Consider the following 19,838-nt stretch of genomic DNA (forward strand, 5'->3'; position numbering starts at 1 on the left):
GGTTGTCCGCTCCCACCGCCCTGGCGAGATCGGCCAGCTTGGCGGCCATGCAAGCCGTCGGCCCGACGGGAACGCCGCCAAGCGTCCGCCGCGCCGCCCCCTCGCTCCGGTCGACCAGATCGATGATCACGGCGGAGAGCTTGGCCCACTCGATCGGCTTGGTCAGGAACCCGTCGAGACCGGCGCTGGCGTAGGCGTCACGATTCTCGGGTAGGACATCGGCGGTCAGGGCCACGATCGGCACCGACCGGAAGGGCTCCTCCAGTTCGCGGATGGCGCGGGAGGCGGTCGGCCCGTCCATCACCGGCATCTGCATGTCCATCAGCACGATGTCGAACCGCTCGGCCGACGCCGCTTCCAGCGCGCGCTGTCCATTCGCCACCGCCTCGACCGAATGGCCCATCCGCTGAAGTCCGGTCGCGATCATCATCCGGTTGATGTCGCTATCCTCGGCCAGCAGCACCCGGCATTTCCGCGCCGCCATCGGAACCGCCCGGCGCTGCGGAGCCGAGGCCGTCGGGGCGGCGACGGACTCCTCCGCCCGGATGGTGAAACGGAAGGTCGAACCCGCCCCGGGGGCGCTCCTGACGCCGATCGTTCCACCCATCGCCGTCACCAGCCGCCGGCAGATCGCCAAGCCCAGGCCCGTACCGCCGAACCGGCGGGTGGTCGAGTTGTCGGCTTGCACGAAAGCCTCGAACAACCTGCCTTGCTCATCCTCGCTCATGCCGAGGCCGCTGTCGGCGACCTCGAAGGCCAATGACAGGCCGCCCCCGGCGGGCGTGAGGGACTCGCGTCCTGCGCGCACCGTGATCTGCCCGCGCTCGGTGAACTTGATCGCGTTGCCGACCAGGTTGAACAGCACCTGCCGAAGCCGGGTAGGATCGCCCCTGACCTCCGTCGGCACCCTGCTGTCCACCGTCACGTTCAGCGCCACGCCCTTTTCCGACGCCCGCGCGGCGAACAGCCGGGCGACCTCGTCGATCACCTCGCGCGGCCGGTACTCGATCGTCTCCAGCCTGAGCTGCCCGGCCTCGATCTTCGAGAAGTCCAGGATGTCGTTCAGGATGTTCATCAGGGTGCCGGCCGATGTCCGGAGCACCTCGGCGAAGCCGCGCTGCTCGTCGGGAAGGGGGCCGCCCAGCAGCAGGTCGATCATGCCGAGCACGCCGGTCATCGGCGTGCGGAGTTCGTGGCTCATCATCGCCAGGAACTGGGACTTGGCGTTGTTGGCCGCCTCGGCCCGCAAGCGCTGCTCGTCGGCATCGCGGCGGGCGCGCTCGAGTTCGTCCTCGAAGCGCTTGCGGTCGGTCACGTCGATGGCGGTGACCTGCAGCGCCGGCTGGCCCATCCAGTCCACCACCCTCCCTTGGACATCGACCCAGATGACGGCGCCGTCCTTCCGCAAATGCGGCTCGCGGGCGACCAGACCGTCCCGATCCGATCCATCCATCAGCGCGGGCAGCCCGGCGACGGCTCCGGCGCGCCGATCCTCGGCCAGCAGCGGCAACAGGGAGGATAGGGCCATCACCTCGTCCGCCGTTCCATAGCCATGGATACGCGCGAAGGCGCCGTTGACGAAGAGCGGGCGGAAATCGCGATGGATCACGATGCCCTGGATCGAACCTTCGATCAGGTCGCGAAACCGCGCCTCGCTGGCGGCCTGCGCCCTTTCCGCCTCCCGCCACTCGGTGATGTCGACCGTCGAGCCGATCAGCAGCTTCCGGTCACCCAGTTTCTCGACATGCTTGTGGGTCAGCAGCGTCCGCGTCTGGCCGCCCATGTCCATGTCCACGACCGTGTTCAGCGGCGGGGCCCCTTCCAGCAGCCGCAAGTCCTCGGCATCCAGACGGTCGGCGATCGGTTCCGGCAGCAGATCCTGAGCCGTGAGACCGATCAGGTCGGCTTTGCCACGGTTGACGGAATCCGCGAAATGCCGGTTGAACAGGATCAGGCGCCTGTCCTCGTCCTTGACGAAGACGTTCACCGGGATGGCGTCGAGGATCGCCTCGGTCAGTTGCGCCTGCTCGCGCAGCCTGCGCTCCTGGTCCTTCATCCAGGTGATGTCGCTCCGCGTTCCGACGACGCCGCCGTCGCGCGTCCTGCGCTCCTCGATGCGCAGCCAGCGGCCATCATCCATCCGCCGCTCGATCCGCTCTCCCGGATGTTCGTGGATCGCCAGGCGGTCGGCGACCCAGCCATCGATGCCGCCGGGGTGCTGGCGGATCTCGGTCGGGTAGCGCGCCTCGGCGTAGGCCCTCAGGATCTCGGCGAAGGTTCGGCCCGGCGCCACGGCGGCGGGCTCCAGGTCGTAGATGCGGCGGTAGCGTTCGTTGCAGATCACCAGCCTGTCATCGGCGTCGAACAGGACGAAACCGTCCGGGATCGCCTCGATCGCCTCGCGCAGCCGGTGTTCCGCTTTGCGGGCCGCTTCCTCCGACAGTTTCTGCCGGGTGATGTCGGTATGGGCGCCGACCATCCGCACGCTCCTGCCCTCGGCATCGAGAACGTGGATCGCGCGGCTGTAGATGTAGACGAGATGGCCTTGCTTATGCCGGAACCGCTGCACCGCGGCGAAATCCTCGCGGCGGCCGGCGTTGTAGTCCTCGACCATCCGCAGCGCGGCATCCCTGTCCTCGGGCAGGATCAGGCCGCCCCAGGCCTCCAGCGTGTTGGGGATCTCATGATCCTCGTAACCCAGCTGCGCCTTCCACTGGGAGGAGAACCAGATCCTACCAGTCCGCAGGTCCCAGTCCCAGATACCGTCTCGGCCGGCCCGAAGCGCCAGCGTCAGCAGTTCGCGGTTGTCCAGCAACTCGCGCTCGACCGTCTTCGACTTGGAGACGTCGGCGAAGCCGACGCAGAAGCCGTCCCCCACCCGGACGGCCCTGATCCGGAACCAGAGCTGGATCCCGTCGTGATCGTACCAGCGCTCGCTTTCCCAGGTCTCGCCGGTCTCGACGACGCCGACATAGGCGTCGAACAGCCCGTCGGCCCTGTTGCCGGGCACCACCTCCAGGAGACGGCGTCCGATCAACTCCCCGGCGGGGCGCCCGACGATCTCGGCCCCCACCGCGTTGGCGAGCAGCCATTCGAAATCCACGATCCCGCCATCGGCGCCCCGCACCGCGCGGAAGGACATCAGCCCGATGAAGGCGCCATCGAGCATTCCCCGTATCAGGAGTGCCTGATCCGGGGGTTCCGAGGGAACGCCTTCCAAAGGATCGCTCGGCTTCACTTGATGCATTTTCCCAATGGAACGCCCTGATGCTTCGTGAACGGCGGCCTCGATATCTTGGGCTCTCCACCACCACGCGCGGGATGCTACCTCAAAAGGCTAGGGCCGGGATAGATCTAGTGTCATCGTGTCAACATCCAAATCGATCGGGACCCCGAAATGGTGGTGCGGCATAAGCTGATGACTGATATCCGCCAATCCCAGACCGCTTGTTCCAGGGCGAGGCTGTGGTAAAACCCCGGTCAATCGATGAAACCACGCCTCCCGGGGGAACCAGTCCATGGCCGACAAGCCAGCGTTTCGCACCGAATCCGACAGTTTCGGTCCCATCGAAGTCCCCGCCGACCGCTATTGGGGCGCGCAGACCCAGCGATCGCTGCACAACTTCAAGATCGGCGGCGAGCGGATGCCTCCTCCCATGGTGCGGGCGCTGGGCATCCAGAAGAAGGCCGCCGCCATGGCCAACATGTCGCTGGGCGTGCTGGACGACAAGATCGGTCAAGCCATGCTGGACGCGGCGGAGGAGGTGATCGAGGGCACGCTGATCGACCATTTCCCGCTGGTGGTCTGGCAGACCGGTTCCGGCACCCAGACCAACATGAACGCCAACGAGGTCATCTCCAACCGCGCGATCGAGATCCTGGGCGGCGAGATGGGGTCCAAGAAGCCGGTCCACCCGAACGACCACGTCAACATGGGCCAGTCGTCCAACGACAGCTTCCCGACCGCCATGCACATCGCCGCGGTCGAGCAGGTCCACCATGAGCTGATCCCCTCGCTCGAGCACCTGCATTCGGCGCTCGACGGCAAGGCCAAGGAATTCGCCGAGATCGTCAAGATCGGCCGCACCCACCTCCAGGACGCGACGCCGCTGACGCTCGGCCAGGAGTTCTCGGGCTACGTGACCCAGGTCGCCTACGGCATCGAGCGGGTCAAGGGCATCCTGCCGCGCCTGCTGCAACTGGCCCAGGGCGGCACGGCGGTCGGCACCGGCCTGAACGCCAAGAAGGGCTTCGCGGAGGAGTTCGCCGCCAACGTCGAGCGGATCACCGGCCTGCCCTTCGTCACGGCGCCCAACAAGTTCGAGGCGCTGGCCGCCCACGACGCCCTGGTCGAGGGATCCGGCGCGCTCAACACGGTGGCGGTGTCGCTGTTCAAGATCGCCAACGACATCCGCCTGCTGGGCTCCGGCCCGCGTTGCGGCATCGGCGAGTTGAGCCTGCCCGAGAACGAGCCCGGCTCGTCGATCATGCCGGGCAAGGTCAACCCGACCCAGTCGGAGGCGATGACCATGGTCTGCGCCCATGTCATGGGCAATCACACCGCGATCACCTTCGCCGGCGCCAATGGCCATTTCGAACTGAACGTCTTCAAGCCGGTCATCATCTACAACTTCCTGCAATCGGTCCGGCTGCTGGCCGACGCGGCGCGCAGCTTCACCGACAACTGCGTGGTCGGAATCGAGGTCAACACCGACCGCGTCACCAAGCTGATGAACGAGTCGCTGATGCTGGTGACGGCGCTCAACCCGCATATCGGCTACGACAACGCGGCCAAGATCGCGAAGAAGGCGCACAAGGAGGGCACCACCCTGGTCGAGGCCGGCGTGGCGCTCGGCCTTCTGACGCCGGAGCAGTTCGACCAGTGGGTCCGCCCGCTGGACATGATCGGCCCGCGCTGACACCAACGCGCCGCCCATCCGAAACGGGGCGGGCGGCGCTTTCTTGCATCCGCCATCGGGCGGCCGGGAGCGATGATGGACAGCGCGATCAGGAAACGCTCGGTCACCATCGCCGGCCATCCCACCAGCGTCTCGCTGGAGGCGGCCTTTTGGGACGCGCTCAAGGATATCGCGGCGGCGCGCGGCGTGTCGATCAACGCGCTGATCGAGGCGATCGACGAGGGACGCGGCGGCAACCTGTCCAGCGCCATCCGCGTCTTCATCCTCGCCGAAGTGATCAAGACCGCCGGGCCCGGCGCGGCCTCCCCCTCCACCGGACTTCCCAAGGGGGAATGATGCCAGTCGACATCTCGATCCCCGATCTGACGGCGCTGTGCCTCTTCCTGGTCGCGTGGTGCGGCTACACCTTGATCATGGACCATCTCGCCAGCCGGCTTTCCGATCGCTTCGGAGGGGTCAACCACCATCTCAAGCTGCTGCGCGGCGAGTGGATGAGGCGGATGCTGGAACGCGAGAACAGGATCATGGACACCGCCCTGGTCGGCCACACGATCCACTCCGTGACCTTCTTCGCGTCGACCTCGATGCTGATCCTGGCCGGTCTGGTGGGCTTGCTGGGCTCGGTCGAGGCGGCGCATGGCATGCTCAGCCAGTTCAGCTTCGCCAGCCCGGTGACGCGCGAGTTCTTCGAGTTGAAGATCCTGCTGCTGTTCGGGATCTTCATCTTCGGCTTCCTCAAGTTCACCTGGGCGATCCGGCAGTACAACTATTGCTGCGCCATGATGGGCAGCGCCCCGATAGCGCCGCTGGCCCCGGACGATCTCGACGCCTACGCCAAGGAGATCGGACACGTGCTGACCCTGGCCGGAGCCAGCTTCAACGGCGGCTTGCGCGCCTACTATTTCGCGCTGGCGGCCCTGACCTGGTTCGTTGGGCCGTACCCGTTCATGTTCGCGACCTTGTGGGTGATCCTGGTCCTGCTTCGCCGCCAGTTCGTCTCCCGCACCTACCACGCGATGCGCCGCCACGCCGAGAAGCTGGAGGATCGGGGCGGGCGGTGATCCTACGCGACGGCGGATACCGGGTCGGAGGGCCCGGCCCGCCACTGGTCGAGCACGCCATCGACCACGGCCGAGCCGCTGTCGAGCGCCTCCTGGAGCAGGCTCATCTGACTGGGCCATGGCAGCTCGATCCGGCCGGTGACCTCGCCATGCTCCGAATCCAGTTTACCCAGGAACTTGCGGACGACGGCCTGCATGCGGCGGTTGCCGATCAGGCAGATCAGGACGAGGCGGCGGATCGCGCGGTTGCGGGCGACGGTCAGGATGCGGCGGACCACCCCCGATCCCAGCCCCTGGTTCTGGAAATCCCGCTCGACGCTGACCGCCAGTTCGCCCTCGCCCGGCCAGACCTTCGGTTCGGTGCGCAGTTCCGCGACCGCCCTCAGTTCGCCCCGCACGAAGCAGCCCACCATGATCGTGAAGCGCCAGTCGATGCCCTGGCAATGGACGGCGATCGACTCGTCGGTCTTGAAGCCGCAGAACCGCGAATAGCGGTCGTTGGACGACAGCCTAAGAAGATGGTCGCGATAGGCGCGGAGGTCGGTGGGAAGCAGCTTGCGATAGACCGTCATGGACGTTTCTTTCGTGGAGTCGACGCGATGAACGCCTTGATCCCCGAGCCTTCCCTTCCCCGTCGCGGGACGCCCGCCACTCGCGCGGAGGCGTCTCCAGCATAGCCATTGGTGTGATCACCGCCACTATATTGCACTGCAGCAAACGCTTTCAAATCTCATGTGTTGCACCGCGGCGAAAAAAGGGCATCCGGTGGCGACGATGTCACAGTTGGCGTCGGGCGGATCGATGGTTATGCTCGGTCATATCGCCAGCCGCCGGATCGTCGATCATCGTCATGAGCATTTGGGGGAAAATCCTGGGTGGAGCCGCCGGCTTCGCCGTCGGCGGACCGATCGGTGGCCTGCTCGGCGCCGTCGCGGGTCACGCGGTCGATCTCTACCGCGAGGAGGAGACCGAAACCGACGCCACCCAGCAGATCGCCTTCACCATCGGCGTCATCGTGCTCAGCGCCAAGATGGCGAAGGTCGATGGCATGGTGACCCGGCACGAGGTCAACGCCTTCAAGCAAGTCTTCAGCATTCCTCCCGACGAGATGAGGAATGTCGGCCGCATCTTCGACATGGCGCGGCGCGACAGTCAGGGATGGGAGCCCTACGCGCGGCAGATCGCCAAGCTGCTGGCCGACCGGCCCGCCGTGCTGGAGGACCTGCTGGACGGCCTGTTCCACATCGCCCGCGCCGATGGCGACCTGCGCGAGGCGGAGATCGGCTACCTCCAGGGAATTTCCAAGGTGTTCGGCTTCTCCGACACCGATTTCCTGCGCATCCGGGCCTGCAACGGCTGCGCTCCCCAAGACGACGCCTATGCCGTACTCGGGCTGACGCCCGCGGCGACCGACGACGAGGTCAAGGCGGCGCACCGCCAACTGGTCCGCGATCACCACCCCGACCGGCTGATCGCGCAGGGGCTGCCGCAGGACTTCGTCGATATCGCCACCGACAAGCTGGCGGCGATCAACGCCGCGCATGACCGCATTCGCAAGGAGCGCGGCGTGGTGATGGAAACCGCGTGACGCGCGGCCACGCCGTCAAGTCCCCCTTCCCTGTTTCCTAGCCCCTGCCTTGCTGACTTAGCGCTTGCCGAAAGGGGGGGTATCACCTTTATAGCTTCCGGTCATGGCTCCTAATCCTCCCCTGGTCGCGCTGATGGGCGCCACGGTCACTTTCGGCGGTCTGCCGGTGTTCGAGAAGATCGATCTCGGCATCGCGCGCGGCGAGAAGGTGTGCCTGGTCGGTCGCAACGGCAGCGGCAAATCCACCCTCATGAAGCTTCTCGCCGGCCTGATCCGACAGGACGACGGCGAGCGCTTCCTCCAACCCGGCACGCGCGTGGCCTATCTGGCGCAGGATCCGTCCTTCGCCGGCTACGCGAACGTTCACGACTTCGTCGCGGAGGGACTGCCCCCTGACGATCAGGACGCGCTGCACCGGGTCGACGCCGTGCTGGATCGGCTGCAACTGGTCGGCGACCGCTCCCCCGCCAACCTGTCGGGCGGCGAGGCGCGCCGGGCGGCGCTCGGGCGCGCGCTGGTCTCCAACCCCGATGTCCTGCTGCTGGACGAGCCGACCAACCACCTCGACCTGCCGACGATCGAGTGGCTGGAGGGCGAGTTGCAGGCCTATCGCGGCGGTTTGCTGCTGATCAGCCACGACCGCGCCTTCCTGTCCAAGCTGTCGCGCCGGACGCTATGGCTGGACCGCGGCGGCATCCGCGAGACCGAACGCGGCTTCGCCGAGTTCGAGGTCTGGCAGCAGGAGGTCTTCGCGTCGGAGGAGATCGCCGCCCACAAGCTCGACCGCAAGATCGCCGCCGAGACGCAATGGATGCGGGAAGGCATCAGTGCCCGGCGGACCCGCAACATGGGCCGCGTCCGCGCCTTGACCCAGCTCCGCACCGACCGCGCCGAGCGGGTGCGCGGTGGCCAGCAGGTCAAGCTGGGGGTCGCCGAGGGCGAGTCGAGCGGACGTCTGGTGATCGAGGCCGAACACATCGTCAAGGGCTTCGACGGGCCCGAGGGCCGGCGTGAGGTCGCCAAGGACTTCTCGACCCGCATCCTGCGCGGCGACCGGGTCGGCCTGATCGGCCCCAATGGCGCCGGCAAGACCACGCTGCTCAAGATCCTGACCGGCCAGATGCCGCCGGACGCCGGAACGGTGCGGCTGGGTGTCAACCTGCAGCCGGTCTATTTCGACCAGCGGCGCGCGGCGCTCGACCCCGACGCCACGATCCACCAGACGCTCTGCCCGTTCGGTGGCGACAGCGTCAATGTTGGCGGCACGTCGCGCCATGTCGCCTCCTACATGAGGGACTTCCTGTTCGACCCGCGCCTGAAGGACACACCGACCCGGGCGCTGTCGGGCGGTGAGCGGAATCGGCTGCTGCTGGCGACCCTGTTCGCCCGACCGTCGAACCTGATGATCCTCGACGAGCCGACCAACGACCTCGACATCGACACGCTCGACCTGCTGGAAGAGGTCCTGAGCGACTACGACGGCACGCTGCTGCTGGTCAGCCACGACCGCGACTTCCTCGACCGTCTGGTGACCTCGGTGATCGCGGTGGAGGGTGTCGGAGAGGTCCAGGAATATGTCGGCGGCTATTCCGACTACGCCACCCTGCGCCGCCAGAAGGCCGGCGCCGAGGCCGACACCGCCAAGGCGCGGCGGAAGGAAACCGCCCCGCCGCCGGGCGAGGCCAAGCAGCGGCGCAAGCTGAGCTACAAGCTCCAGCGCGAGCTGGATGGTTTGCCGGAGCTGATGGACGGGCTGAACAAGAAAATCAAAGCGGCCGAGACCAAGATGGCCGACGCCGATTTCTTCAGCCGCGATCCCACCGGGTTCCAGAAGACCAGCGAGGGCATGGGCAAGCTCCAGGCTGAATTGGAAGCCGCCGAGGAACGTTGGCTCGAACTGGAGGCGATGCGGGAAGAACTGGAAGCTTCCTCTTGAGCCCTCGCGATGTCGTCCTGACCTTGTTCGTGATGGTCATCTGGGGCGTCAATTTCGCGGTGGCCAAGTACGGCCTGCGCGAGTTCTCGCCGATGCTCCTGATGTGCCTGCGCTTCGCCATGGTGGCGGTGATGCTGGTGCCTTTCGTCAGGATCCCCTGGGGCCAGATGAAGGGCATCCTCGTCCTATCGGTCCTGCTGGGAGGTTTGCACTTTCCCCTGATGTTCACCGGATTGACCAAGGTCGACGCGGCGGCGGCCTCGATCGCGATCCAGCTCCAGGTGCCGTTCTCCTCGCTGCTGGCGGCGTTGCTCTACAAGGACAAGCTGGGCTGGCGGCGTGGGTTGGGCATGGCGATCTCGTTCGCCGGCGTCATGGTGATCGCGGGCGAGCCCCGCGCCATGGGCGGTGGCTTCTACCTGGGGCTGGTGGTGATCGCGGCGCTGATCTTCTCGGTCGTCAATATCCAGATCCGGCGGATCGGCTCGATCAGCGGCTTCGCCCTCAACGGCTGGATGGCGGCCCTCGCGGCGCCGCAGTTGCTGATCGTCTCGCTGCTGACCGAGACGGGCCAGATCGAGATGATCCGATCCTCCACCTGGGTTGGCTGGTCGAGCATCGCCTATATGGCCATCCTGGTCACGATCGTCTCCTACGCCATCTGGTATCGCCTGGTCCGGCGCTACCAAGTCAACCAGACCATGCCGTGGACCCTGCTCGTCCCGGTCTTCGGCGTGCTGTCGGGAATCCTGATGCTGGGCGAGCCGCTGACCCCGGCCATGATGGTCGGCGGCACCCTGACGCTGATGGGCGTCGCGGTGATCATGATCCGCAAGGTCCCCAAGCAGAACCAGAACCAGTCGGCGACATGACCCTCCCGCCCACCCCCCGCTCGCCTAACCACGGCCCCCGTCCGGACGGCGTCCCCGTCGACATCCTGCTGGTCCACTACACCGGCATGCCGACGGGCGCCCTGGCGCTGGAACGGTTGTGCGACCCGGCGGCGCAGGTCAGCGCCCATTACCTGGTGGACGAGGACGGCACCGTCTTTTCCCTGGTCCCGGAGGACAGGCGCGCGTGGCACGCCGGCGTCGGCTTCTGGCGGGGCGAGCGCGACATCAACAGCCGGTCGGTTGGGGTGGAACTGGTCAATCCCGGTCACGAATGGGGATACCGGCCCTTTCCGGCCACCCAGATGGACGCCTTCGCCGATCTGGCGCGGGGGATTTTGGATCGGCATGGGATTTCGCCCCACCGGGTGCTCGCCCACTCCGATATCGCCCCCTCGCGCAAGGAGGACCCCGGCGAGCTGTTCGATTGGCGCGGTCTGGCGGCCCGGGGGATCGGGTTCTGGCCGGAGCCCGACGCCCGCGACGAAGGACCGGGTTACGCCTTCGCCGAAGCCCAGACTCTCCTGGCCCGGTTCGGCTATGAGGTGCCGGCGACCGGCGTTCCGGACGCTCCCACACGGGTCGCCGCGACCGCGTTCCAGCGGCGCTTTCTGCCGGATCGTCTGGGTTTCGGTTTGGATGGCGCCTTCATGCGGATGCTAAGGGCGGCGGTGCGGCAAACGGACGCCCTCGATCGCCGCTGAGGTGAGGCTGATCGAAATTGGACGCCTCGGCCTTGCAATTCTGTTGCATCGCACTCGCCGAGTCCCTAAGTTCCGGCCGCCAGGTGGCTGGATGGCCGCTTCCCATGGGATCCCATGGGGAGAGGAAAGTCCGGGCTCCACGGAAATACGGTGCCGGGTAACGCCCGGCGGGGGCAACCCCAGGGAAAGTGCCACAGAAAGCAAACCGCCGGCCCCATTCCAAGGCTTGTCCCTGGAGTCGGTCGGCAAGGGTGAAAGGGTGCGGTAAGAGCGCACCGCGCGCTCGGCAACGAGGGCGGCACGGTAAACCCCACCGGGAGCAAGACCGAATAGGGGCGACAGGGTGTCAAAATCCAGCGCATTTCCGCGCCGTCGCCCGGGTTGGTCGCGTGAGGCGTCCGGTAACGGACGTCCCAGATGAATGGTCATCCACCGCGGCTTTCCGGGCGACCGGATAGCATGGCGGGGACAGAACCCGGCTTACAGGCCGCCTGGCACCCAACGTATTTAAGAAAAAGCTAATTCAACCAAATGTACGCCACAGGCGTCTTTGGGATTTCGTGGGTCCAGGGTTGGGACAAAGGTGTGACGTAGCGGGATAACCCTGTGGACAAGCTGTTGATGACTCCTTGGACAGCTTTCCGAAGGGTCATCCGCATAACCGAGTCGTACATTGATTCAAGGACTCGCCCCCTCCACCCTCCCCTTTGTTATAGGAACAAATAGTGAACAGAATTAATTAATGGGCTTAAGATTAACTTGATGTTTAGGTTTTGCCCACCCCCTCGGAACCACGCAATCCAACCTTGAATAAACACGAACGCAGTAGCGAAATTTCTTGATTCCAAAGGCCAATTACTGGCAACGGCATTGACTGCCCATGAAAACCCATGGTATCCCATACTCACCCAAGCTACTGGTTTGGCACCCATAGGGCGTACCTCCCTGGGGCGTCCTAGCCAAAGCGAAGGTGGTGCGGCTCCGATTGATTGGACCGCAGGGCTCGAGGGTTAAATGGCCATCTTCTTGTCCTCATACTTGAACAAAGTCGACAAGAAGGGCCGGGTGTCGGTGCCGGCTTCGTTTCGTGGCGTGCTGGCCAAGGACTCCCCCGAAGGCGTTGCGACCAGTGTCATCGTGTTCCGCTCCCTACAGTTTTCTGCACTCGAAGCGTGTAGCCCGGAGCACATGGACAGGCTGGCTGAAACTCTCGATCAGATGGACATCACGCCCGAGGAGCGTGACCTGTACCAGGTCGCCATCTTCGCGGACTCGGTCCAGCTCCAGATCGACGGCGAGGGCCGCGTCCTGCTGCCCCAGGACCTGATGGACTTCACCGGCATCACCGAGCAGGCGTCGTTCGTCGCGAACAACAAGACGTTCCAGATCTGGGAGCCGTCCGCCCACGCCGCCCGCCTGGAAGAGGCGCGCCGGCTCAGCAGGTCGGCGGGCCTGTCGCTCAGCACCATCAACCTGTCGGGCCGCAGGCCCGCCGCGGCCCCCGCGAAGGAATAGGAGGACGGCATGGCATCCACGCGCGAACACATCCCCGTCCTTCTCGACGAGGTGGTGGCGGCCCTGGCGCCCCGCGACGGCGGCGTCTACGTCGACGGCACCTTCGGTCGCGGCGGCTACGCGCGCGCCATCCTGGCCGCCGCCGATTGCGTCGTCTGGGGCATCGACCGCGATCCGGCGGCGATCGCGGCCGGCGCCGCCCTGGCGGCCGAGTTCCCGAGCCGGCTCAACGTCGTCGAGGGTCCATTCGGCGAGATGGACAGCCTGCTGCGCGACGCCGGCGTCGAGGGCGTCGACGGCGTCACCCTGGATCTCGGCGTGTCGTCGCCGCAGATCGACGACCCGGCGCGGGGTTTCTCGTTCCGCTCCGATGGGCCGCTCGACATGCGCATGGGAAATCATGGGATGACGGCGGCCGACGCGGTCAATTCCATGGCCGAGGACGATCTCGCCAACGTGATCTTCCGGCTGGGCGAGGAGCGGCTTTCACGCCGCGTGGCCCGGGCGATCGTCGCGGCCCGGACCGAGACCGCGATCGAACGGACCGGCCAGCTCGCCGACATCGTCCGGCGCGTCGTCCCGAAAAGCCGTGACGGCATCGATCCGGCGACCCGGACCTTCCAGGCGCTCCGCCTTCACGTCAACGACGAGATGGGCGAACTGGAGCGCGGGCTGGCGGCATCGGAACGGCTGCTGCGTCCGGAGGGACGCTTGGCGGTGGTCTCGTTCCACTCGCTCGAGGACAGGCAAGTCAAGGAATTCCTGCGGCTAAGGTCGGGCAACGCCCCGGCCCCGTCGCGTCACGCACCGGTTGGACAGGGAGCCGAGCCGGCCCCCTCGTTCCGCCTGCTCACCCGCAAGCCCGTGACACCGGGCGACGCGGAACTCGTCAACAATCCCCGCGCGCGGTCAGCACGGCTGCGCGCGGCCGAACGCACGAAGGCACCGGCCTTCGAGGAGGCAGCATGATCAGCAAGTCCACGGTGATCTGGCTCGGTCTGGCGGGCCTCGCGAGCGGGGCGTTGTTCCACACCAGCTATAGGGTGCAGGCGCTGGGCGACGATCTATCCGGCCTCAACCGGGCGATCATCCACGAGCAGGAGGCCATTCAGATCCTGAAGGCCGAATGGAGCTACATGAACGATCCGACCCGGATCGAGGAGATGTCGCGCCGGCATCTGGTGCTCGGGCCGACCACGGCCGATCAGATGCTGGCCTCGGTCGACGCCATCCCGAAGCGCCTGACGCCATTCGACCCCAACGCGCCGCATGGCCCGGCCCTGGTCGCCGGAACCACCGTCCCGATGCCGGCGCGGAAGCCGGGCGGCGTCTCGCCGGCGAGCGTGCCCGCCGGGTCGGTCGTTCTCGCCACCTACAAGGTCGCCCAATGAACCAGGGCCGCCCAATGAGCGACATGCGCGCCTCCCCCCACGAGCGGATGACCCACCAGGGACAGACGCCCCGTCAGGATCACGCATACCCCGACCATCCGGCGGCCCCGTCACCCGAGGCGCGCTTCGCGGAACCGCGCGCGAAGGGCCGCGCCGCCCACGCGCTGGAGCAGGCCCGCGGCCGGCTGATGGTGACGGTCGCGGTCTTCGCGCTCGCCTTCGCCGCCGTCGGCGTCAAGCTGGTCGACGCCACGGTGATGAGCCAGGGCGGCGACACCGGCCTCGCGCAGGCGGCGTCGGCCCACGCCATCCCCGCCAGCCGCGCCGACATCATCGACCGCAATGGCGTGCTGCTGGCCAGCTCACTGGCGACCGCGTCGCTGCACGCCGATCCCAAGCTGGTGATCAACCCGGTCGAGGCGACCCAGAAGCTGGTCTCGGTCCTGACCGATCTCGACTATCAGGACACCCTGTCGAAGCTGAGGAGCGACAAGCGATTCGTCTGGCTCAGGCGAAACCTGTCGCCGCGCGAGCACTACGAGGTCAACCGGCTGGGAATTCCCGGCCTGTACTTCCAGCGCGAGGAACGCCGGGTCTACCCCAACGCCAACCTGACCGCCCATGTCGTGGGATTCACCGGCATCGACAACAACGGCCTGATGGGCATCGAGCAGTCGTTCGACAGCCGCCTGCGCTCGTCCAGCGAGCCGGTGCAGCTGTCGCTGGACGTCCGCCTTCAGCATCTGGTAAAGCGCGAGCTCCAGGCCTCCGTGGACGAATTCCAGGGCTTGGGCGGCGCCGGCATGATCATGGATGTCAAGACCGGCGAAATCCTTGCGATGGTCTCCCTGCCCGACTTCGACCCGCACGCGCCGACCAACGACGAGAACGCCCGGTTCAACCGCAACACGCTCGGCGTGTACGAGATGGGCTCGACGTTCAAGATCTTCAATTCGGCCCTGGCGCTGGACTCCGGCAAGATCCGGATGGGCGACAGCTTCGACGCGACCAAGTCGATCCGTGTCGGACGTTTCTCGATCAGCGATTCCCACGGCAAGAACCGCTGGCTGACCGTTCCCGAGATCTTCAAGTATTCATCCAACATCGGTTCGGTGCGGATGGCGCTGGAGGTCGGCACTCCGGCCCAGCGGGCGCTGATGGAACGTTTCGGCCTGCTGAAGCGCTCGCCGGTCGAACTCCCCGAGGTTGGCACCCCGATGGTGCCGCACCCCTGGCGGGACGTCAGCACGATGACCATCGCGTTCGGCCACGGCTTGTCGGTCAGCCCGGTCCAGATGACGTCGGCGGTGTCGGCCGCGATCAATGGCGGCGTGCTGCACCCCGCCACTCTGCTGAAGCGCGCACCCGGCACCGAAATTCCCGGACAACGCGTAATTTCGCCACAAACCTCGGACCAAATCCGCCGTCTGATGCGTCTGGTGGTGACCGAAGGCACGGGTTCGTCGGCGGCCGCCCCAGGCTATCTGGTCGGCGGCAAGACCGGCACGGCCGAGAAGGTGAGCGGGCGTGGTGGCTACGCGAAGAAGGCCCTGTTGTCGTCGTTCGTCGCCGCCTTCCCGATCAACGATCCGCGTTATCTGGTGATGGTGATGATCGACGAGCCGAAGGGCAACAAGCGCACCTTCGGCTACGCCACCGCCGGCTGGGTCGCGGCACCGCTGGCCGGTCGGGTGATCAAGCAGGTCGGGCCCTTGCTGGGCATCAACCCGATCGACGAGAACCGGCCGGACATCCGCAACGCGACCGAAATCCATCTTGCCCCCAGGGGAAGCACCCTTGCGTCTTACTGACCTCGTCTCCTCCGAAGCGACCCCATCCGTGCCGTCCCAGGCCCGCGATCCCCTGATCGCGGGCCTGACGAGCGATTCCCGCGCGGTCAAGCCGGGTTTCCTCTTCGCGGCGCTGGCGGGCGGCAAGGTTGACGGCGCGGCCTTCGTGGCCGAGGCCGTCGCCAAGGGGGCGGTCGCGATCCTGGGAGCGCCCGGCACGAAGGCGCCGGACGGCGTGCCGGTGATCGAGGACGCGAACCCGCGCCGACGGCTGGCCCTGATGGCGGCCCGCTTCTTCGGTCGTCAGCCGGCCCATGTGGCGGCGGTGACCGGCACCAACGGCAAGACCTCGACCGTGCAGTTCGCCCGCCAACTTTGGACACTTCTCGGGAACAAGGCGGCCAGCCTCGGCACGCTCGGCGTCACGGCGCCGGGAGTGGAGAAATACGGTTCGCTGACCACGCCCGACACGGTGTCGCTGCACCAGGTCCTGGCCGAACTGGCGGACGCCGGTGTCGATCACCTCGCCCTGGAGGCGTCGAGCCATGGGCTGGACCAGTACCGCCTGGACGGCGTCAGGATCGAGGCGGCGGGCTTCACGAATTTGTCACGCGACCACCTGGACTACCACGGTAGTATGGAGGCTTACCTCGCGGCCAAGTCGATGCTGTTCGACCGCGTCCTGCTCCCCGGCGGGACGGCGGTGCTGAACACGGACGCGCCCGAGTTCAACCCTCTGTCAGAGCTGTCTTCCCGGCGTGGTCACCGCCTGATCGGCTACGGCACCCAGGCGAAGGAACTTCACGTGCTCGATCTGACGCCCCTGCCCCATGGACAGCGCCTGAAGCTGGCCGTGTTCGGCCGGGTCCACGACATTCACCTGCCACTCGCCGGGCGCTTCCAGTGCATGAACGCGCTGTGCGCGCTGGGCTTGGCGATCGGCGCGGGCGCCCAACCCGACGAGGCGGCATCCGCCCTGGAGAAGCTGGACGGTGTCCGCGGCCGGCTGGAGTTGGTCGCCACGCACCCCTCGGGCGCTCCCATCTACGTCGATTACGCCCACACGCCGGACGCGCTGGAAACCGTGCTGACCGCGCTACGGCCGCACGCGAGGAAGCGGCTGGTGGTGGTGTTCGGCTGCGGCGGAGACCGCGACCGCGGCAAGCGCCCGGTGATGGGCGGTTTGGCCCATCGGCTGGCCGACCGCGCCATCGTCACCGACGACAATCCGCGCACCGAGGTGGCGGCGGAGATCCGCCGCGAGGTGATGGCCGGCTGCCCATGCTCCGAGGAGATCGGCGACCGCGCCGCCGCGATCCGCGCCGCGATCCGCGAGCTGGACGAGGGCGACGTGCTGGTGATCGCCGGCAAGGGTCACGAGCGGGGCCAAATCGTCGGCACCGAGGTCCGGCCTTTCGATGACGCCGACGAGGCCCGCGAAGCCCTGCGGGAGATGAGGGTCTGATGACGCGTACCGAACTCCCCGTCCTATGGACCGCCGGTGACACGGCGGCCGCCACCAACGGCACGTCCCAAGGGCCCGACTGGAACGCCACTGGCGTGTCGATCGACAGCCGCACCGTCAATCCGGGCGACTTGTTCATCGCGCTGTCCGGTCCGAATTTCGACGGCCACGCCTATGTCGCCAGCGCCTTGGCCGCTGGTGCCGCCGCCGCCGTGGTCTCCCGCCGGCCGGATGGCGTCGCCGCCGACGCGCCGCTGGTCCTGGTCGAGGACACCTTCGCCGCCCTCCAGGATTTGGGTTCGGTGGCGAGGCTGCGGTCGAACGCCCGGATCGTCGCCGTCACCGGCTCGGTCGGCAAGACCAGCACCAAGGAGGCGCTCGGGACCTGCCTCGCGGCGCTGGCCCCGACCTTCGCCACGGTCGGCAGTCTCAACAACCATTGGGGCGTGCCGCTCAGCCTCGCGCGGATGCCGCCAGATTGCACCTACGCCGTGTTCGAGCTGGGCATGAACCACGCCGGGGAGATCGGGCCGCTTTCCCGGCAGGTCCGTCCCGACGTGGCGGTCATCACCAACATCGAGGCGGTCCATCTGGCCCACTTCGCCTCGGTCGAGGCCATCGCGGACGCCAAGGCCGAGATCTTCGAGGGCATGGCGCCCAACGGCGCGGTCGTGCTCAACCGCGACAACCCCCACTACGCCCGCTTGGTCGCCGCCGCCCGGACCCGCGGCCTGTCCCGCGTGCTCGGGTTCGGCAAGGCGGACGACGCGGCGGCCCGGCTGACCGACTGCTCGATCCACGCGACGTGCAGCGCCGTCACGGCGGTGATCCTGGGCGAGACGCTGCGCTACTGCCTCAGCCTGCCCGGCCGCCATCACGTGACGAACAGCTTGGCCGTGCTGCTGGCGGTCCACGCGCTGGGTGGCGATGTCGCGGCGGCGGCCCGGGCGCTGGCGACCTTGAAGCCGATCAAGGGCCGCGGCGTGCGCCGCCGCGTCCAGTTGGCCCAGGGTGCGGCCACCGTGATCGACGAGAGCTACAACGCCAGCCCGGTCTCGATGGAGGCCGCCTTCCAGGTGCTCGCCAAGAGCGATCCCGGCGTCGGCGGCCGCCGCATCGCCGTGCTGGGCGACATGCTGGAGCTTGGCGAGCGCGCCCCGCAGCTTCACCTCGCCTTGGCCGAGCCGCTCAAGGCGGCCGGCGCCGATCTGGTGTTTTGCTGCGGCCCCAACATGAGGCGCCTGTTCGACAAGCTGCCCGCCGCGGCGCGGGGCGCCTGGGAGGAGACCAGCGCCGCCCTGGCGCCCCGGCTGGCGGCGGCGGTGCGGGCCGGCGACATCCTGATGGTCAAAGGGTCGCTGGGCAGCAGGATGGCGCTCCTGGTCGAGGCCGTCGCGGCGCTCGACACCTCCTCGACCTCCACCAAACCTTCAACCGAGACACCCAAAGACGAGGCGGCACGCGCCGCACGGCAGGGCTGAGGCGACCTATCGATGCTTTACCACCTGCTGTTTCCCCTGGCGGATGATTTCATCCTCTTCAACCTGTTCCGGTACATCACGTTCCGGACGGGCGGGGCGATCCTGACCGCGTCGGTCATCAGCTTCGTCTTCTTCCCCACCCTGATCCGCTGGCTCAAGAGCAAGCAGGGCGAGGGCCAGCCGATCCGCAGCGACGGACCGGAGACCCACCAGAAGAAGAAGGGCACGCCCACCATGGGCGGGCTGATGATCATGATCGCGGTCATGATCAGCACCCTGCTGTGGGCCGATCTGACCAACCTGTTCGTCTGGGTCGTCCTGATGGTCACCCTCGGCTTTGGCTTGATCGGCTTTGGCGACGACTTCCTCAAGCTGACCAAGCGCAACACCAAGGGCCTGCCGGGCAAGCTCAAGCTGGCCGGACAGATCGGCATCGGCGGCGCCGCGGCGCTGATCCTGGCGATCTTCGCCCGGGACACCGTGTCCCACGGCTTGGCCGTGCCGTTCATGAAGGACCTGCTGATCGACCTCGGCTGGTTCTTCGTGCCGATGGCGGTGTTCGTCATGGTCGGCGCCAGCAACGCGGTCAACCTGACAGACGGGTTGGACGGGCTGGCGATCGTGCCGGTGATGATCGCGGCCAGCTGCTTCGGCCTGATCGCGTATCTGGTCGGCAACATCGTGTTCGCCAACTACCTCCAGATCCACCACGTTCCGGGCACCGGCGAACTGGCGGTGTTCTGCGGCGCCATGGTCGGCGCCGGGCTGGGCTTCCTGTGGTTCAACGCTCCCCCCGCCATGGTCTTCATGGGCGACACCGGGTCGCTGTCGATCGGCGGGGCTCTGGGGGCCATCAGCGTGATCACCAAGCACGAACTGGTGCTGGCGATCATCGGCGGGCTGTTCGTGCTCGAGACCGTCTCGGTGATCGTCCAGGTCACGTCGTACAAGCTGACCGGCAAGCGCGTGTTCCGCATGGCGCCGCTGCACCATCACTTCGAGAAGAAGGGCTGGGCCGAACCGACCGTCGTGATCCGCTTCTGGATCATCGCCGTCGTGCTGGCGCTGGTCGGCCTGTCCACCCTTAAGCTGCGGTGA

General features: G+C 67.0%; 16 protein-coding genes and 1 other RNA gene. 15 read left to right on the forward strand and 2 right to left on the reverse strand.

All coding sequences use genetic code 11. From position 1 onward, the window contains the following. A partial coding sequence (locus N825_RS36955) for a PAS domain S-box protein (RefSeq protein WP_051513151.1) occupies positions 1–3,169 on the reverse strand: 3,169 nt, incomplete at its 3' end. A gap of 349 nt (positions 3,170–3,518) precedes the next feature. Between N825_RS36955 and fumC the strand changes: the two genes are divergently transcribed. The 3 genes from fumC to N825_RS26165 all read left to right on the forward strand — a co-directional run bounded on the left by fumC (position 3,519) and on the right by N825_RS26165 (position 5,980). Next, entirely contained in the window at positions 3,519–4,919 is a 1,401-nt protein-coding gene (gene fumC / locus N825_RS26155) for a class II fumarate hydratase (protein ID WP_037458601.1), read from the forward strand. Between the two features lie 75 nt (positions 4,920–4,994). Further along, complete coding sequence (locus N825_RS26160; protein ID WP_051513194.1) at positions 4,995–5,255, forward strand: ribbon-helix-helix domain-containing protein; 261 nt, start codon at positions 4,995–4,997, stop codon at positions 5,253–5,255. Continuing rightward, the gene (locus tag N825_RS26165; protein WP_037458755.1) at positions 5,255–5,980 is read left to right on the forward strand and encodes a DUF599 domain-containing protein; all 726 of its coding nucleotides are present in this window, start codon (positions 5,255–5,257) and stop codon (positions 5,978–5,980) included. The genes N825_RS26160 and N825_RS26165 overlap by 1 nt, the downstream gene beginning before the upstream one ends. Before the next feature lie 2 nt (positions 5,981–5,982). Here N825_RS26165 and N825_RS26170 read toward each other — a convergent pair whose 3' ends face one another. Further along, positions 5,983–6,552: a GNAT family N-acetyltransferase gene (locus N825_RS26170; RefSeq protein ID WP_051513153.1), complete on the reverse strand. Its 570-nt coding sequence runs from the start codon at positions 6,550–6,552 to the stop codon at positions 5,983–5,985. A gap of 278 nt (positions 6,553–6,830) precedes the next feature. On the opposite strand from N825_RS26170, the gene N825_RS26175 reads away from it, so the two are divergent. From N825_RS26175 to mraY, 12 genes are all read left to right on the forward strand, one after another. Then, positions 6,831–7,568, forward strand: a complete 738-nt coding sequence (locus N825_RS26175) for a TerB family tellurite resistance protein (RefSeq protein ID WP_037458607.1) — start codon at positions 6,831–6,833, stop codon at positions 7,566–7,568. Between the two features lie 103 nt (positions 7,569–7,671). Further along, positions 7,672–9,504 carry an ATP-binding cassette domain-containing protein gene (locus N825_RS26180; RefSeq protein WP_037458610.1) on the forward strand — a complete coding sequence of 611 codons (1,833 nt, stop codon included), beginning with the start codon at positions 7,672–7,674 and terminating at the stop codon, positions 9,502–9,504. Further along, positions 9,501–10,376 (forward strand): DMT family transporter, encoded by an 876-nt coding sequence (locus N825_RS26185; protein ID WP_037458611.1) that lies wholly within the window; start codon positions 9,501–9,503, stop codon positions 10,374–10,376. Before N825_RS26180 ends, N825_RS26185 begins: the two co-directional genes overlap by 4 nt. Further along, positions 10,373–11,098 (forward strand): N-acetylmuramoyl-L-alanine amidase, encoded by a 726-nt coding sequence (locus N825_RS26190; RefSeq protein WP_037458613.1) that lies wholly within the window; start codon positions 10,373–10,375, stop codon positions 11,096–11,098. Before N825_RS26185 ends, N825_RS26190 begins: the two co-directional genes overlap by 4 nt. Positions 11,099–11,177: 79 nt before the next feature. After that, an RNA gene (gene rnpB, locus N825_RS36975) (RNase P RNA component class A) lies at positions 11,178–11,597 on the forward strand. 689 nt (positions 11,598–12,286) lie between these two features. Beyond that, positions 12,287–12,613 (forward strand): division/cell wall cluster transcriptional repressor MraZ, encoded by a 327-nt coding sequence (locus N825_RS37565; RefSeq protein ID WP_198038908.1) that lies wholly within the window; start codon positions 12,287–12,289, stop codon positions 12,611–12,613. A gap of 9 nt (positions 12,614–12,622) precedes the next feature. Next, positions 12,623–13,582, forward strand: coding sequence for a 16S rRNA (cytosine(1402)-N(4))-methyltransferase RsmH (gene rsmH / locus N825_RS26200; RefSeq protein ID WP_037458619.1), 960 nt, complete (start codon positions 12,623–12,625; stop codon positions 13,580–13,582). Continuing rightward, positions 13,579–14,004, forward strand: a complete 426-nt coding sequence (ftsL, locus tag N825_RS36965) for a cell division protein FtsL (RefSeq protein ID WP_051513158.1) — start codon at positions 13,579–13,581, stop codon at positions 14,002–14,004. Before rsmH ends, ftsL begins: the two co-directional genes overlap by 4 nt. 23 nt (positions 14,005–14,027) lie before the next feature. Continuing rightward, positions 14,028–15,815 (forward strand): peptidoglycan D,D-transpeptidase FtsI family protein, encoded by a 1,788-nt coding sequence (locus N825_RS26210; RefSeq protein WP_245613237.1) that lies wholly within the window; start codon positions 14,028–14,030, stop codon positions 15,813–15,815. After that, positions 15,802–17,259 carry a UDP-N-acetylmuramoyl-L-alanyl-D-glutamate--2,6-diaminopimelate ligase gene (locus tag N825_RS26215; RefSeq protein WP_037458622.1) on the forward strand — a complete coding sequence of 486 codons (1,458 nt, stop codon included), beginning with the start codon at positions 15,802–15,804 and terminating at the stop codon, positions 17,257–17,259. The genes N825_RS26210 and N825_RS26215 overlap by 14 nt, the downstream gene beginning before the upstream one ends. Beyond that, a complete protein-coding gene (locus tag N825_RS26220; protein WP_037458625.1) occupies positions 17,259–18,740 on the forward strand; it encodes a UDP-N-acetylmuramoylalanyl-D-glutamyl-2,6-diaminopimelate--D-alanyl-D-alanine ligase in 1,482 nt (493 codons plus the stop codon). The genes N825_RS26215 and N825_RS26220 overlap by 1 nt, the downstream gene beginning before the upstream one ends. Positions 18,741–18,752: 12 nt before the next feature. After that, positions 18,753–19,838, forward strand: coding sequence for a phospho-N-acetylmuramoyl-pentapeptide-transferase (gene mraY, locus N825_RS26225; RefSeq protein WP_037458629.1), 1,086 nt, complete (start codon positions 18,753–18,755; stop codon positions 19,836–19,838).

This window comes from Skermanella stibiiresistens SB22, assembly GCF_000576635.1.
Taxonomy (GTDB): Bacteria; Pseudomonadota; Alphaproteobacteria; order Azospirillales; family Azospirillaceae; genus Skermanella; species Skermanella stibiiresistens.

Coding starts and splice junctions, on each gene's coding strand:
- N825_RS26190 (WP_037458613.1), top strand. CDS start 10,373: ATGACCCTCCCGCCCACCCCCCGCTCGCCTAACCACGGCCCCCGTCCG.
- N825_RS26165 (WP_037458755.1), top strand. CDS start 5,255: ATGCCAGTCGACATCTCGATCCCCGATCTGACGGCGCTGTGCCTCTTC.
- N825_RS26160 (WP_051513194.1), top strand. CDS start 4,995: ATGGACAGCGCGATCAGGAAACGCTCGGTCACCATCGCCGGCCATCCC.
- N825_RS26220 (WP_037458625.1), top strand. CDS start 17,259: ATGACGCGTACCGAACTCCCCGTCCTATGGACCGCCGGTGACACGGCG.
- ftsL (WP_051513158.1), top strand. CDS start 13,579: ATGATCAGCAAGTCCACGGTGATCTGGCTCGGTCTGGCGGGCCTCGCG.
- N825_RS26180 (WP_037458610.1), top strand. CDS start 7,672: ATGGCTCCTAATCCTCCCCTGGTCGCGCTGATGGGCGCCACGGTCACT.
- N825_RS37565 (WP_198038908.1), top strand. CDS start 12,287: ATGGACAGGCTGGCTGAAACTCTCGATCAGATGGACATCACGCCCGAG.
- rsmH (WP_037458619.1), top strand. CDS start 12,623: ATGGCATCCACGCGCGAACACATCCCCGTCCTTCTCGACGAGGTGGTG.
- N825_RS26175 (WP_037458607.1), top strand. CDS start 6,831: ATGAGCATTTGGGGGAAAATCCTGGGTGGAGCCGCCGGCTTCGCCGTC.
- mraY (WP_037458629.1), top strand. CDS start 18,753: ATGCTTTACCACCTGCTGTTTCCCCTGGCGGATGATTTCATCCTCTTC.
- N825_RS26210 (WP_245613237.1), top strand. CDS start 14,028: ATGCGCGCCTCCCCCCACGAGCGGATGACCCACCAGGGACAGACGCCC.
- N825_RS26170 (WP_051513153.1), bottom strand. CDS start 6,552: ATGACGGTCTATCGCAAGCTGCTTCCCACCGACCTCCGCGCCTATCGC.
- fumC (WP_037458601.1), top strand. CDS start 3,519: ATGGCCGACAAGCCAGCGTTTCGCACCGAATCCGACAGTTTCGGTCCC.